Source organism: Methylobacterium sp. E-041, assembly GCF_022829665.1.
GTDB lineage: Bacteria > Pseudomonadota > Alphaproteobacteria > Rhizobiales > Beijerinckiaceae > Methylobacterium.
This window is the reverse complement of the sequence record NZ_JAKSYQ010000196.1, coordinates 62,045-76,110: the sequence shown is the minus strand read 5'-3', so window position 1 is coordinate 76,110 and position 14,066 is coordinate 62,045. Positions and strand designations below refer to the sequence as shown.

Below are 14,066 nucleotides of genomic sequence, written 5' to 3'. Positions count from 1 at the left end.
GAAGGGACGACGGCATCGAAGTGGCCGATTTGCGGTCGGCTGTGGCGAACGTTCATCAACCTAAGCTTTGCCGCACACTGATATCACCCCGCATCTGAGCCGATGAAACCGGGTGAATTTGTGTTGAGAGCGCTGCATCATTGCCGCACGTCGCAACGACGTGCCGCCTGTCCCCAGGTCGGCGATGCGATCGCCATCGCGGGACGCGGATTGCCGGCTCAATCCAGCCGCGCTCGGCGATCGGACGCACGCCCCACGCCGGCGTAGCGGAAGCCGAGGCGCTCGACGTCCTGCACGCGATAGACGTTGCGAAGGTCGACGAGGATCGGCTCGGCCATGGTGGTGCGCAGGCGTTCGAGATCGAGCGCCCGGAACGCGTTCCACTCGGTCACCAGCACCAGGGCGTCGGCGCCCTCCGCGCAGGAATAGGGATCCTCGGCGTAGGCGATGTCGGGCAGGAGCGGGCGGGCCTGTTCCATCCCCTCGGGATCGTAGGCGCGCACGGTGGCGCCGGCATCCTGCAACCCCGCGACGATGGCGAGCGAGGGCGCATCGCGCATGTCGTCGGTGTTCGGCTTGAAGGTGAGGCCGAGCAGCGCGATCGTCTTGCCCCGCACCGAGCCACCGCAGGCCTGGATCACCTTGCGCGCCATCGCGCGCTTCCTCTGGTCGTTGACCGCGACCACGGTCTCGACGATCCGCATCGGCGTGCCAGCGTCCTGCGCGGTCTTCACCAGCGCCAGCGTGTCCTTGGGGAAGCACGAGCCACCGTAGCCCGGCCCGGCATGCAGGAACTTCGCGCCGATGCGGTTGTCGAGGCCGATCCCGCGGGCGACCTCCTGCACGTCGGCACCGACCCGCTCGCACAGGTCGGCGATCTCGTTGATGAAGGTGATCTTAGTGGCCAGGAACGCGTTGGCGGCGTACTTGGTCAGCTCGGCCGTGCGCCGTCCGGTGACCAGGATCGGCGCGGCGTTGAGGTAGAGTGGCCGGTAGACCTCGCGCATCACGCCTTCGGCGCGCGCGTCGTCGGTGCCGATGACGATGCGGTCGGGCCGCTTGAAGTCGTCGATCGCCGCTCCCTCGCGCAGGAACTCGGGGTTGGACACGACCCCGAAGGCGGCATCGGGCCGCGCCTCGCGGATGATGCGCTCGACCTCGTCGCCGGTGCCGACCGGCACCGTCGATTTGGTGACGATCACCGTGTAGCCGGTGAGCGCGGCGGCGATCTCGCGGGCGGCCGCGTAGACGTAGCTCAGGTCGGCGAACCCGTCGCCGCGGCGCGACGGCGTGCCGACCGCGATGAACACCGCATCCGCCTCGGCCACCGCCGCAGCGAGGTCCAGCCCGAAGCCGAGCCGGCCGCTGCGCACGTTCTCGGCGACCAGCGCCTCGAGGCCCGGCTCGTAGATCGGCATGCGACCGGCGCGCAGCGCCTCGATCTTGGCCGGGTCCTTGTCCAGGCACACCACCTCGTGCCCGAAATCGGCAAAGCAGGTCCCGGAGACGAGGCCGACATACCCCGACCCGACCATGACGATTCGCATGCAACCTCCGTCGTCGGCTCGGACACGCGCTCATTTCGCGGCGCACCATAATCGGGAAACCGTCGCGCGTCGAATACCCCCGGTCCGGCGACCGCGCCCGCCAAGGTCACGGAAGTGCGTCGTTTCTTTGCGCAAGGCGGCGCTACACGCGCCGAGCCGGCGGTTAAAGGCGGTAATGTGCCGAATTGCGCGAAAGGTTGACGTTGTAATAGGGGTCGGCCTTCAGTTCTGCGCCCCAGCGCTCCAGCATGGTGTTCGCCTCGCCTTCGAAGCGCGCGCGCTTCTCGGGCGTGTCTTCGCGCCCACGGCTCTTCGACTCGTGGTGGACGAGCCTGGAAAACGGCGTCCACACGATTCGATAGCCGGCCGCCCGGATGCGCAGGCACAGATCCACGTCGTTAAACGCCACCTTCAGGCGCTCGGCATCGAACCCGCCGACCGCCCGGAACACCTCCGCTCGCATGGCGAGGCAGGCTCCGGTCACCGCCGAGACCTCGCGCGCCTGGACCATGCGTCCGAAATAGCCGGGATCTTCGTCAGCGACCCCGTGATGCGAATGGCTTGCGACGCCGCCGATGCCGAGAACCACGCCGCCATGCTGCACCGTCCCGTCCGGATAGAGCAGCTTCGCGCCGACCGCGCCGACCGTGGGATCGAGGGCGGTCGCCACGAGTTCGCGCATCCAGCCCGGCTCGATCACCTCGACGTCGTTGTTGAGGAACAGCAGCACGGGGCCGGTCGCCGCAGCGGCGCCGCGGTTCGATAGGTCGGAGAAGTTGAAGGCCCCCGGCGCCGGCAGCATGCGCAGGCGCGGCTCACGAGCGTAGGCGGAAAACAGCGCGGCCGTCTCCGGCTCGCGGCTGTCGTTGTCAATCACGACGATTTCGATGTCGGGATAGTCGGTACCCGTGAACAGGCCGTCCAAGGTGACGCTCAGGAGCTCCGCCCGGTCCCGCGTCGGAATAATCACCGAGACGCGGGGTGGCGGCGTCGGCATCGGCCGGACGAGGCGGTTGAAGCCCAATGGTCCGCGTTCGGCCCGTGCCCCCCAGGGAGCGACGATCTCGGCGAGCGCGCTCAGGCGCGCGGCCTCGGCCTGAGCGAGGGACCGATCCGAGAACGTTCCCGAGCCGGTCGCCGCACGCCAATGATACAGCACCGCGGGAATATGGCGGATGCGGGAGGGATCGAGGCCATCGGTGAGGCGCAGCAGCAGATCGTGGTCCTGGCTGCCCTCGAACCCCGGACGCAGGCCGCCGACGGCCCGGAGCGCTTCCGTGCGGATCACCGTGAGGTGGTTGACGTAGTTCTGCCCGTACAGGAGCTCGCGGTCGAAATCCGGCTTGAAGTGCGGCTCGAAGCGGCGTCCGCCCGCATCGATCTTGTCCTCGTCGCTGTAGATCAGCACGAGGCGGGGGTCGGCGCGGATCACCCGCGCGACCTCGTAGAGCGCCTCAACGGGCAGCGCATCGTCGTGGTCGAGGAAGGCGGTGAAGGTTCCTGCGGCCATCGCAATCGCATCGTTTGTCGCTCGGGCGATGTGCCCGTTCTCGGAGCGGCGCTTGACCTTGATGCGTGGGTCCGCGGCGGCCTGCCGGGCGAGCAAAGCCGGGATCGCCGGGTCGGTCGAGGCGTCGTCGACGATGCACAGCTCCCAATGCGGGTAGAGCTGGTCGCAGACCGAGCGGAGCGCAGCGCGCAGCACCCGCGGCGACGGATCGTGCACCGGCATTGCCACCGAGATCAGGGGTGGATCGTCCCAGGCGAGGATCTCGGCGCGGATGCGGCGGCGGTCGGCCGGGCTCAAGGTGGCGCGGCGGCGAATCCAGGCTGGGTAGCCGCTCTCGGTGCGGTAGCGCAGGGCCCGGTCAAGGAAGCTGCGCCCGCGCACCCGCTTGCCGACGCTCCGCCAGTACACCGCCCAGAAGGTGAGCTCGGGCGAACGGAATAGGGCACGGGCGATCAATGGCAGCCGACCCCGGCGGTGGATGGCGATGCGGCTCGGCGTAGGCGCCCGCCCGCCAGCCAGCGCAGCGATCCGCAGAGCGCGCGCGGCAGCCGGCAACTGGCCGGTCCAGGCAAACACGCCGCCACCGAGGGGCTCGTCGGCCAGCGGCGTGCTGGCGCGGCCTTCCTCGGCCACGAGCACGCTCATCAGCATGCGCGCGTCGCGGGCCGCCCCTGGATCGTCGGTCAGGGTGATGGTGACCCAAGTTCCCGCGAGGTCGAGCCCAGAGAGGTCGATGCGCAGCCCGTTCGCGTCGTGGGCCACACTCAAGCGCTGCGGGGAACGGCGGCCGCTGGTAAGTATCGCCTCGACCTTGCTCACGTCATTCGGTCCAGTACTTTGCCAACGACATCAGCACGGCGTCGGACATCGCGACGTCGAACACCAGCATGTCATCGACGGCCCGCACGCCGCGCAGGCGTTCGGCGAGCGCCAGGGCTTCGGCCGGAACCGGCGTCGGAACCGGGACCGGCACCGTGCCCGCGAGGCCGAGCCGGTCGAGAAGGGTGGAGGCGAAGGCGTCGAAATAGGTCCGGTGTCCGACGATGCCGACGCGAGCGAGGATCTCGATCGCGACGATGGAGTTGCCCGGATGCACCCGGTCGTCGGGCAGGCGAGTACCGAGCTGGCGCGACAGCGGGTTGTAGAGCAGGTGGTAGGCAGGCTGGGGCAGCATGCGGAAGAAGCGCTTGAGGCTTTTCACGTCGGTGTAGTCGTAGCCCCCGGCAAACAGCGACGCCTCGGCGTAGCGCCCGATGCGCCAGCCCTCCGCGTCCTTGGCCGCCGCATCCGCCCGTTCCTTGAGCCACAGCATCCTCGTCGCCATCTCAACATAGGGATCCTGCACCAGGATCGCCGAGAGCATCCGGTCGGGGGGGAAATACTGCTCGTAGCGCGGCACGACGACCGCGCCGGACAGAAGTTGCGAGGTCGGCAGCGGGTTTCCAAAAATGCTCGATAGGATCTCGTCGGAGAGTCGGTGGAGATTGAAGTAGGAACTCCGGAAATACGGGAACAGCGCGTTCTGGATCGCGACCTCCGGATGGATGCCGGTGTTGATCAGCATCACACGGCGGTCGACGAGGTCTTCATCTGGGATGCGCCGGTGCACGAGCACGTTGGTGTCGGCATCGTACAGGTTGAGGCGGGGCATCTCCGAGAGACCCGGCACCACGGCGTCGTTCAGCTCGAATACGCATTGCCCGGTGGAATGCCATCCGTTCTGGCGAAACGGGTCGTGGACGATGCTCGCGGGCACATCGGTCAGGCGCAGGCCGTCGACGGACACGACGACCCGGCTGATCGCCAGCGGATTGTCAGGAACGATCCATCCGCGGATGCAGTGCTGCGTATCGAAGTCAATGTAGAACCGCATGTCGCATCGCTGCCGCGCCCAGTCCGGGCCCCAGTCCGGCGCGCCGATCCAGGCCCACCGAAATCGGGCCATAGCGCATTTTCGCACGCCCGTGCAGCGCCGGTTCATCCGGGCCCGGAGTAATCGCCCGAAAGCGCTCACCCTTGTTTTCCTGGCGCCAAGCACCGGCGGCGGCCTCGGCGAGCACTTCGCTCGACGCCCGAGATGAAATCCGTCCTTCCGGGCACGCTCCACGGAGCGCTTTTCGCGCTCGGTATACAGGGCGCTCGCCTCGAGCAGTGGCCGCCTGGCATTTGGGCTTGCCGACTATGGGAACGAACTTCGCGGCGCGCTGCGGCTTGCGCCGCCCCACGGCGGAGGCTATAGGCCCCCTACACCGAAGCGAAACGGCTTCGGCGAGGGCGCGTAGCTCAGCGGGAGAGCACTTCCTTGACATGGAAGGGGTCACAGGTTCGATCCCTGTCGCGCCCACCATTCCGCTTTCGTGGAATGATCGACGAACGAAGCGAGGGCTCCGCAGGGGGCCCTTTTTTCTTGGCCGAGGCGTCGTTTCGGACACGTTCCTAGGAGGACGCCGACGATCGCTCATCCCGACATGCGATCGGCTCGACGCACCGGGGGTGCATCGAGCCGGATCCTATCGCGGGGATCGAGCCGACCCGACCCGTCGCGAACGCTCAATCGTCGTCGTCTTCCTCGACGTCGACGAGATCGGTGGTGTCGTCGTCCTCGTCGTCGACCACGAGGGTGTCGTCGTCGGCGGTTTCGCCGTCGGCATCCGGCTCGATGACGTCGTCGCCCTCGGTGTCCGTGTCGGTATCCTTCTCGGTCTCCTCGGCCTCGACCTCGTCGAGGGAGACCAGTTCCGGACCGGCGGCATCGGCCTCGTCGTCGTCGGCGACCGGATCCTTGCGGGCGGCGATCGGCGCGGACCGGCTGGCGAAGGGGGTGAGGGCGGCGGTCGGGACGACCTCGCCGGAATAGGGGGAAACCACCGGATCACGACCGAGGTCGTAGAACTTCCTGCCGGTCGTCGGGCAAATCCGTTTGGTACCGAGTTCGGGACGAGCCACGTGCGCCTTCCTGTGTCAGTGCGATCAAGCCCCGTGATGTCGCGGGTTTTCGCGCGGTGTCAATTCATGTCGCTCGATGCGCGCATGGCGGCCCTGCATCGAAGACCGGAAAAAAGCAGTCCGGAACGCTGTCGGCGTCCCGCTCGTTCGGTCTCCACATCCAAGGAGACCAACGCTCATGAAGATCGCCATCCTCGCCGGCCTGCTCGCCCTCGGCGCGCTCGCCCAATCCGCACCGGCCGAGGCCAAGGGCTGCATCAAGGGTGCCATCGTCGGCGGCGTCGCAGGCCATATGGCCGGCCACGGCAAGATGGGTGCGGCCGCGGGCTGCGCCGTCGGGCACCACAACGCCAACAAGAAGCGCTGAGGGCTTCGCAGCGCTCGGCCCCGCCGTTTCTCGAGACGGCGGGGCTGCGAGCGCACATGCCGGGCCAGGTGGCCTGGCGCATCGAGCACGCGAACGCCGACGAGAAGGAAAAGGTGGGTCCCAGGGCCGAAGCCCCGGGTTCTGTTTCGACGGTTACCCTACCGCAAGATGCTTACGCCGCGAGGCGGGCATCCATGACAACGTTATCGTTGGCATTTAGGATTTGGTCAGGTGCCCGAAACGGGGGTTGCCCGCGTCGAACCGGTCGAGTCCCTACCGACAGTCGCATCGTACCTCACCGGAGTGAAGCTGAACTCGCGATCCCTTTACCGCCCAGTCGAACCTATTTCGCCCCCATCAGAAACGCAGCTCCGTCAGGCGTCGCCCGCTGCGTTCGTGGTGGAGGCGCCGGAGTACTGCCCTCCGGGTCCTGAAACGTTATTACGAACCGGTCATCAACCGCACCCCTGATATAGCCGGTCCCCGGCCGAAAATCCAGATCCCTCGTGCGGCGGCGTGCGGTCTCGCCTTAACCGTTCGCTCACCCCGATGCGCGACGAGCCGGCCGTGGCTTCTCGCGAACAGAGGTTCTTGGATGACCGACACGATTGGGATCGCCGGCGACCGCATCCGCTCCATCATCGAGCGGGTCGAGCAGGTCGACGAGGAGATCAAGGCGCTGATGGAGGCGAAGAAGGAGATCTTCGCCGAGGCCAAGGGTGAGGGCCTCGACGTGAAGATCCTCAAGGAGATCATCCGCCTGCGCAAGCTCGACCAGGATGCGCGCGACGAGCACGAGACGCTGCTCGACGTCTACATGCGGGCCATGGACGCTCCCGCCCCGAAGCCCGAGGCGATGGCAGCCTGACGTCGCGCGATCGGTCGCTCCGACGGGGCCCGCCGCCGGCGCGCCCCGTCGGATCAGGCCCCGCTCAGCACCTTCTCGGCACTGCGCAGGCTGAGAGCCATGATGGTCAGGGCCGGGTTCGCCGCGAGCGAGCTCGGGAAGGTGGAGCCGTCGCAGATCCACAGGTTCGGGACCTCGAAGGATTTCCCGAACGGGTCCACGACCGCGTTGTCGCCGTCATGCCCCATGCGGCAGGTGCCGATGGTGTGGGCGACCCGGTCGAGCGCCCAGATGTCGCGGGCGCCGGCCCGCGTCCACAGGTCGATCATCAGCTTCGTCGCGTGGGCGTTCAGCCGCTCCTCGTTGTGGCCGTAGCCGAAATCGATCGTCGCCTTGCCCATGCCCAGGGCGTCGGTCTCGTCGGAGAGCGTCAGCCGGTTGGCATCGCACGGCAGGGTCTCGCCGTTGATGCCGATGCCGGCGACGTGGTTGTAGTCCGCCAGGTAGTCGCCGAGCGCCTTGCCCCAGAGCTTGCGGCCGCGGGCCACCGAGTTGGCGAAGGTCAGCGGCGCGACGCCGAGGCTCTGGACGAGGTAGCCGCCGGCGAAGTCGGCGTCCTTCGGCCGGATCATGTCCTCGGTGATCAGCGATGACGGATAGCCCCGGTTGGGCCGCGTCTCGGCGTCGAACGTGCCCCAGACCTGGGTCGCGACGTGACCCATGTAGTTGCGCCCGACCTGCCCGCTGCCGTTGGCCAGCCCCGTATGCAGCAGCAGCCGCGGGGTCTCGACCGAGCCGGCGCAGAGGAACACCTGCGCGCAACGCTGGCGGCGGTCGACGCCACCCTGCCGGTAGACCACCGCGGTGATCCGGCCGTCGCGATCGCGCTCGAACCCGTGGGCCCGCGCCTCGGACCGGATCTCGGCGCCGTGGGCCACCGCCAGGGGAAGGTAGGTCACGTCCATGCTGGTCTTGGCGCCGTTGCGGCAGCCCTGGTGGCAGTAGCCGCAATTGATGCAGGCCGGGCGCAGGCCCCCGCCCTCCTGCGCGAAGTCGCGGGAGACCACGGCCGCAGGCGCATCGGTCGCGCGGATGCCCGCACCCTCGCAGGCCTGCGCCATGATCTGAGCCGACGCATTGCGGGGCACCGGCGCGAGGGGGTAGCGACGGCTCGCGTCCCACGGATAGCTCTGCGGGCCGGAGACGCCGATGAAGGCCTCGACGCGCTCGTAGAACGGCAGCAGCTCGTCGTAGCTCACCGGCCAGTCGACGCCCTCGCCGGTCTCGGTGCGGATCATCAAATCGCGCTGGTCGGCGCGCGGGCAGAACGCGCCCCAGTGCAGGGTCGAGCCGCCGACGCCCGTGCCGCTGTTGTTGCCGCCGAAGGCTTCCGGGGTCGAGCCGCCGCTCAGGCGCTCGTCGGTCCAGTAGATCTCGTCAGCGAGCGTCTCGTCGAAGGCGAAGCCCTTGGGGTCGAAGTTCGGGCCAGCCTCGAGGGCGACCACGCGCGATCCGGCGGCGGCGAGGCGCGCCATCAGCGGCGCGCCGCCGGCACCGGTGCCGATCACCACCGCATCGACGACCTCGTCGGTCGCGTAGCGCGTCATGGAATCGAGGTTCATCGTCCGTCCCCACCCTGCGCGACGGGCTCCCAGCCCTCGCGCTCGCCCAATCCGATCTTGGTGAAGCCCACCGGCCGCGCACCGTCGCCGCCCGCACCGATGCCGGAGAACCCGATCCAGGCGAGCGCCGCCGGATGGGCGAGCCAGGTGCGCACCACGTCGGCGCGCAAGTCCTCGAACCAGACGGTCAGCTGCTCCGGCGCGAAGCCGAGCGCCGATCCGCCCGGCAGGACGCCCTTCTCGATCGCCCGGAGCAGGTCGTCCTGCGCCGCGCCGTCGAGGGCGAGGAAGCGCCGACCGTCGGCGCCCGCCGCGGCATCGAGGCTGCGAAGCGCGGTCTTGTAGGCCGATGCGTCCGGCGGCAGGGCGGAGAACCGCCAGCCGTCGCCCTGGCCGCTCGCGAGCCGCGCGTCGATGCGGGCGGCGAGGTCGATCCCGGCGGCCTGCGGCAGGACGCGGGCGACGAGGGCGCGCAGGATCGCGAGCTCGATCGCGTCGAGGGCCCGCGGTCGATAGCTGGGATCTTCGGGCTCGGCCCGCGCGCGCAAGGCGTCGCGCAGGCGGCTGTTGACCCGGTCCGACGCGATGAGTCTCGCATACGCCGCGTCGATCACAGGCGTCTCGGCAAACGTCGTGTCGGGTGCGGCCGCATGGGCGCGGATCAGGTCGGCGACCGCGTCCGGCCGCTCGATCGGCAGCAGATGGCCGGCGCCGTCGAGGGTGACACGGCGCGATGAACCGAGATGCGGCGCCATTAGCGCGGCCTGCGCCTCCGGCCCGAGGTCGCCGTCCTCGCCCCCGGCGAGGATCAGGGCCGGGGTGCGCAGGATGCCGATGCGCTCGCACCAATCTTCGCGGCTTCCATCGCTGAGCCAGGCCCGCCAGGCCGCCGGCGCGGCGCGCAGCACGTCGGCGACCGCGGCTTCGGCGCGTTCGGCGGGGAGGGGAGAGCCGACGTTGCTCTCGATGAAGACCTGAGCTTCCGCCTGCCGGGTCGCCGCGTCGGCTCCGATCCAGGCGATCATCGTCTCGCGGCGCGCCTCTTCCATCGGCTCGGGGCTCGGCGGCGATCCCGCGAGCAGCACGAGGCCGGAGAGACCGTCCAGCCCCGCCTCGCCGTCCTCGGCACGGCGGGCCAGCGCGAGCGCCACCTTGGCACCCATGCTGTGCCCGGCGATCAGCCAGCGCGCCGGGGCCGCCGCACGGATCTTGCCCGCGACGTGATCGGCCATCGCCGCGACGTCGTAGCCCGGCACGTCGGCGGCGTCGCCGAAGCCGGGGAGGTCGATCGGGACGCACGCGACCGCGGCGCCGAGGCGATCGGCGACCTGCGCCCATTCCCGTGCGCTGCCGCCGAGGAAGTGCAGGCAGAACAAGGTCGGCGGCGGGGAGGGGGCGGACGGGACGTTCGGGCTCATGCCAGCAAAGTTGCGCGGGACGCCCGGCAATCAAGCGACCTAATTGCCGCGCTTGGTGCCGAATGCGGCGCGCGATGCCCCGCGCGACGTGGACCCGTGGCGCGGGGCCCGCCGCCGCCGGCGCGGCGATGGCCGACACCCGGGGGGCCGACCGCCGGAACGACCCGAGACCGTGCACCGGGTCGACCCGATCCGCGCGCAGCCGTAAGCAGAGCGGGCTGCGATCCGAAGAAGAAGCCAAGCCCGATGATCCCGACCCTCGACCAGGTTCCCGACGGCCTCGCCACCCGCCACGACCGCTACGCCGACGCGCATATCCGCGCCACGCTGCGGGCGACGCGCACCATCGCCCTGGTCGGCGCCTCGGCCAATCCGGCGCGTCCGAGCTGGATCGTGCTGAAGTACCTGCTCGATCGCGGCTACGCGGTGACGCCGGTCAATCCGGGGCTCGCCGGGCAGACGCTGCTCGGGCGCCCGGTGGCCGCGTCCATCGCCGAGATCGGCGAACCGATCGACATGGTCGAGATCTTCCGCAACTCCGCCGCCGCCGGCGGCCTCGTCGACGAGGCCTTGGCCCTGGACCCGCGGCCGAAGACGATCTGGATGCAGCTCGGCGTGCGCGACGACGCGGCCGCCGCCCGCGCCGAGGCGCGCGGCGTCACCGTGATCATGAACCGCTGCCCGAAGATCGAGTACGGCCGCCTGTCCGGCGAGATCGGCTGGACCGGCGTCAACTCGCGGATCATCAGCGCGAAGAAGCCGGTGCTCGCGGCCAAGGGCGTGCAGAAGTTCACCATCGCCCCGCGCGGCGGCGGAACGGATTGAAACGCTGCGTCCGCAGCCGGCGTAACAGCACCGGTTCCCTCCTTGCGGTATCCTAATACCACCAGGCCGAACCCCTTCCAGAACTTCGCTTTTCGGACGATGCGCGCCCGTGAAACGGCTTGACCTCGACCCTCGGCCCGTCTATCCAGCGCCCAACGCCGCCGCGTCCCCCGACGCGGCGGCGGCTCGTTTTTCGATACACCACCGAGCGCCAACGGAATTCGGCTTATGAAAACCTTTTCGCTGAAGCCCGCCGACGTCGACAAGAAGTGGATCGTGATCGACGCGGAGGGCCTCGTCGTCGGCCGTCTGGCTTCGATCATCGCCCTGCGTCTGCGCGGCAAGCACAAGCCCGCCTACACCCCTCACGTCGATTGCGGCGACAACGTCATCGTCATCAACGCCGACAAGGTGAAGTTCACCGGGCGCAAATACGTCCAGAAGGTGTACTACCACCACACCGGCTTCCCCGGCGGCATCAAGGAGCGGTCGGCCAAGTTCATCCTCGAAGGGCGCTTCCCCGAGCGCGTCGTGGAGAAGGCCGTCGAGCGCATGCTGCCCCGCGGCCCGCTGTTCCGCCAGATCATGGGCAACCTCCGGGTCTACAAGGGCACCAGCCACCCGCACGAGGCCCAGCAGCCGCAGACGTTCGACGTCGGCGTCCTCAACCGCAAGAACGTGAGCGCTTAAGATGGCGACGCTTCAGTCCCTCTCCGACCTCAACCGGTCGAACGCCGGCGGCCTCGACAACGAGCACGCCGCCCCCGTCCACGTCCAGAAGCTCGACGCCCAGGGCCGCGCCTACGCCACCGGCAAGCGCAAGGACGCGGTCGCCCGCGTCTGGATCCGCCCCGGCACCGGCAAGGTCGTCATCAACAAGCGCGCGGTCGAGGTGTACTTCGCCCGCCCCGTCCTGCGGATGATCCTGCGCCAGCCGCTCACGGTGGCCAACCGCGTCGACCAGTACGACATCACCGTTACGGTCGCCGGCGGCGGCCTCTCGGGCCAAGCCGGCGCGGTGCGCCACGGCCTCTCGAAGGCGCTGACCTACTACGAGCCGGAGCTGCGCGCGCCGCTGAAGCGCGAGGGCTTCCTCACCCGCGACAGCCGCGTGGTCGAGCGCAAGAAGTACGGCCGCAAGAAGGCCCGCCGCAGCTTCCAGTTCTCGAAGCGCTGATCGGCCCGGTCGGACAAAGGAAAAGGCGGCTCCTCGCGGAGCCGCCTTTTTTCTTGGTTTGGTCGAACCGCCGGCTCGCTTATCGCGCGGCGCTTCGAAGGGCGTCCGATGGAGTAGGCCGTCGAACCACTCCGTTTCAGGCGTGGACGGCCTTCTCCAGCTCGGCCTTGGACATCTTCGAGCGCCCGGCGACCTTCTGCGCCTTGGCCTTCTTCATCAGGTCGGCCTTGGTCTCGCCGGAGGCGGACTTGCGCGCCGCGGCGGCCTTCTTCGCCACGTCCTTCGGCTGCTTCGAGAACTGCTTGCCCTTGGCCGTGTCGCTGCGCTTCTTCTCGGTCGAGCGGTCGTACTGCTCGTCGGAGACCGCCTCGCGCGCCTTCTTCGGCAGGTAGCGTTCCCCGGTCTTGCCGCTCTCCTTGCCGGACTTCGTGTCCCACGCCTCGTCGGTCCACTGCTTGAGATGATTGTCGTCGGTCTTCTTGCCGGCATAGCCGCCGCCGGCCTTCTTGTATTCCTGGGTCGCGAGCTGAGCCTTGCGGGCCGACCATTGACCGGCCTTTCCGCCCTTGTCGCTCTTCGTGACCTTGTCCTTGGTCTTCTCCCAAAGCTTGGGGTCGGTCTTCTTCGCGGTCTCGGACATCGCTCGATCACCCGTCGTCGTGGATTTTGCCAACAACGAGAGCACGCCGGCCCCGTTCCGGCGGTGATGCGATGGCCTGTTGATGACGCCCGGCATTGACAGGCCGGCACGCACCGGCCACCTCCCGCACGGCGACGCGACGCCCCGGCGGCGGCCGGATTCGAGGGTGCGACGACGATGGCGGGCGAGAACCACAAGCCGACGGTGTTCATCGACGGCGAGGCCGGCACCACCGGGCTCGGCATCCGCGAGCGCCTGGAGCGCGACGGCAAGGTGACCCTGCGCAGCATCGCGCATGCCGACCGCAAGGATGCCGGCGTGAAGCGGGCGCTGCTCGCCGAGGTCGACCTCGTGGTGCTCTGCCTGCCGGACGACGCCGCCCGCGAGACGGTGGCGCTCTGCGACGCGCTGCCCGGCGGCGGCCCTCGCGTGCTCGATGCCAGCACCGCCCACCGCGTCGCGGCAGGCTGGACCTACGGCTTCGCCGAGATGGCCCCGGGGCAGGCGGAGGCGATCGCCGCCGCGCGCCGGGTCGCCAACCCCGGCTGCTATCCCACCGGCGCGATCGCGCTGCTGCGGCCCCTGGTCGAGGGCGGCCTGATCCCGTCCGACTTCCCCGTCAGCATCAACGCGGTCAGCGGCTACAGCGGCGGCGGCAAGAGCATGATCGAGGCCTACGAGGCCGGCTCCGCGGCCCCGTTCCTGCTCTACGGCCTCGGCTTCGCGCACAAGCACCTGCCGGAGACGCAGGCCTATTCCCGGCTCACCGCCCGGCCGATCTTCATCCCGTCCGTCGGCGCGTTCCGGCAGGGCATGCTGGTCTCGATCCCGCTCCATCTCGACGCGTTGCCGGGCCGTCCGTCCGCCGGCGATCTCGAGAACGCGCTCGCACGCTGGTACGCGGGGCAGGCGCTGGTGCAGGTGGTGATCGGCGCCACCACCGGCGCGCACAAGGAGCAGATCGAGCCGGAGGCGTTGAACGACACCGACCGCCTCGAGCTGCGGGTGTTCGGCTCGGCCGAGCACCGTCAGGCGGTGCTGGTCGCGCGCCTCGACAACCTCGGCAAGGGCGCCTCCGGGGCGGCGGTGCAGAACATCGGCCTGATGCTCGGGCTCGGCGCCTGAGCCGCCATCCGGCGCATTGACGTGGCCCGACGGCCCGCGAAC

13 protein-coding genes, 1 tRNA gene and 1 other RNA gene are annotated in these 14,066 nt (G+C 69.3%); 7 read left to right on the top strand and 8 right to left on the bottom strand.

Going from position 1 to position 14,066, the window contains the following annotated elements:
* Positions 1 to 218: 218 nt before the first annotated feature.
* The 3 genes from MKK70_RS19020 to MKK70_RS19010 form a co-directional block, all read right to left on the bottom strand.
* A complete protein-coding gene (locus tag MKK70_RS19020) occupies positions 219 to 1,547 on the bottom strand; it encodes a UDP-glucose dehydrogenase family protein (protein ID WP_243949343.1) in 1,329 nt (442 codons plus the stop codon).
* Positions 1,548 to 1,710: 163 nt separating this feature from the next.
* Complete coding sequence (locus tag MKK70_RS19015; RefSeq protein ID WP_243949364.1) at positions 1,711 to 3,858, bottom strand: glycosyltransferase family 2 protein; 2,148 nt, start codon at positions 3,856 to 3,858, stop codon at positions 1,711 to 1,713.
* 19 nt (positions 3,859 to 3,877) lie between these two features.
* Positions 3,878 to 5,095, bottom strand: coding sequence for a hypothetical protein (locus MKK70_RS19010; protein ID WP_243949341.1), 1,218 nt, complete (start codon positions 5,093 to 5,095; stop codon positions 3,878 to 3,880).
* A 234-nt stretch (positions 5,096 to 5,329) separates the two neighbouring features.
* Between MKK70_RS19010 and MKK70_RS19005 the strand changes: the two genes are divergently transcribed.
* Positions 5,330 to 5,404: transfer RNA gene (locus tag MKK70_RS19005), tRNA-Val, on the top strand.
* Between the two features lie 203 nt (positions 5,405 to 5,607).
* Here the strand turns inward: MKK70_RS19005 and MKK70_RS19000 are convergent.
* Positions 5,608 to 6,003, bottom strand: a complete 396-nt coding sequence (locus MKK70_RS19000) for a TIGR02300 family protein (protein WP_147842056.1) — start codon at positions 6,001 to 6,003, stop codon at positions 5,608 to 5,610.
* Between the two features lie 178 nt (positions 6,004 to 6,181).
* Between MKK70_RS19000 and MKK70_RS18995 the strand changes: the two genes are divergently transcribed.
* The gene (locus MKK70_RS18995; protein ID WP_147842055.1) at positions 6,182 to 6,370 is read left to right on the top strand and encodes a hypothetical protein; all 189 of its coding nucleotides are present in this window, start codon (positions 6,182 to 6,184) and stop codon (positions 6,368 to 6,370) included.
* A 130-nt stretch (positions 6,371 to 6,500) separates the two neighbouring features.
* Here MKK70_RS18995 and ssrA read toward each other — a convergent pair.
* Positions 6,501 to 6,872, bottom strand: a transfer-messenger RNA (tmRNA) gene (ssrA, locus tag MKK70_RS18990).
* Between the two features lie 93 nt (positions 6,873 to 6,965).
* Here ssrA and MKK70_RS18985 point away from each other — a divergent pair.
* Complete coding sequence (locus MKK70_RS18985; RefSeq protein WP_243932515.1) at positions 6,966 to 7,238, top strand: DUF2312 domain-containing protein; 273 nt, start codon at positions 6,966 to 6,968, stop codon at positions 7,236 to 7,238.
* A 53-nt stretch (positions 7,239 to 7,291) separates the two neighbouring features.
* Here the strand turns inward: MKK70_RS18985 and MKK70_RS18980 are convergent, their stop codons facing one another.
* On the bottom strand, positions 7,292 to 8,839 hold the full coding sequence (locus MKK70_RS18980) for a GMC family oxidoreductase (RefSeq protein WP_243949339.1): 1,548 nt from the start codon (positions 8,837 to 8,839) through the stop codon (positions 7,292 to 7,294).
* Positions 8,836 to 10,257: an alpha/beta hydrolase gene (locus tag MKK70_RS18975; RefSeq protein WP_243949337.1), complete on the bottom strand. Its 1,422-nt coding sequence runs from the start codon at positions 10,255 to 10,257 to the stop codon at positions 8,836 to 8,838. Before MKK70_RS18975 ends, MKK70_RS18980 begins: the two co-directional genes overlap by 4 nt.
* Before the next feature lie 246 nt (positions 10,258 to 10,503).
* Here MKK70_RS18975 and MKK70_RS18970 point away from each other — a divergent pair, with 246 nt between their 5' ends.
* From MKK70_RS18970 to rpsI, 3 genes are all read left to right on the top strand, one after another.
* The gene (locus MKK70_RS18970) at positions 10,504 to 11,082 is read left to right on the top strand and encodes a CoA-binding protein (protein ID WP_243949335.1); all 579 of its coding nucleotides are present in this window, start codon (positions 10,504 to 10,506) and stop codon (positions 11,080 to 11,082) included.
* Between the two features lie 228 nt (positions 11,083 to 11,310).
* Positions 11,311 to 11,772 carry a 50S ribosomal protein L13 gene (gene rplM / locus MKK70_RS18965; protein ID WP_147750196.1) on the top strand — a complete coding sequence of 154 codons (462 nt, stop codon included), beginning with the start codon at positions 11,311 to 11,313 and terminating at the stop codon, positions 11,770 to 11,772.
* A 1-nt stretch (position 11,773) separates the two neighbouring features.
* Positions 11,774 to 12,259, top strand: a complete 486-nt coding sequence (gene rpsI / locus MKK70_RS18960; protein WP_147842051.1) for a 30S ribosomal protein S9 — start codon at positions 11,774 to 11,776, stop codon at positions 12,257 to 12,259.
* A 136-nt stretch (positions 12,260 to 12,395) separates the two neighbouring features.
* Here the strand turns inward: rpsI and MKK70_RS18955 are convergent, their stop codons facing one another.
* Complete coding sequence (locus MKK70_RS18955) at positions 12,396 to 12,899, bottom strand: hypothetical protein (RefSeq protein ID WP_243932519.1); 504 nt, start codon at positions 12,897 to 12,899, stop codon at positions 12,396 to 12,398.
* Between the two features lie 177 nt (positions 12,900 to 13,076).
* Between MKK70_RS18955 and argC the strand changes: the two genes are divergently transcribed.
* A complete protein-coding gene (argC, locus tag MKK70_RS18950; RefSeq protein WP_243949333.1) occupies positions 13,077 to 14,024 on the top strand; it encodes an N-acetyl-gamma-glutamyl-phosphate reductase in 948 nt (315 codons plus the stop codon).
* The last annotated feature ends 42 nt before the right edge of the window (positions 14,025 to 14,066 follow it).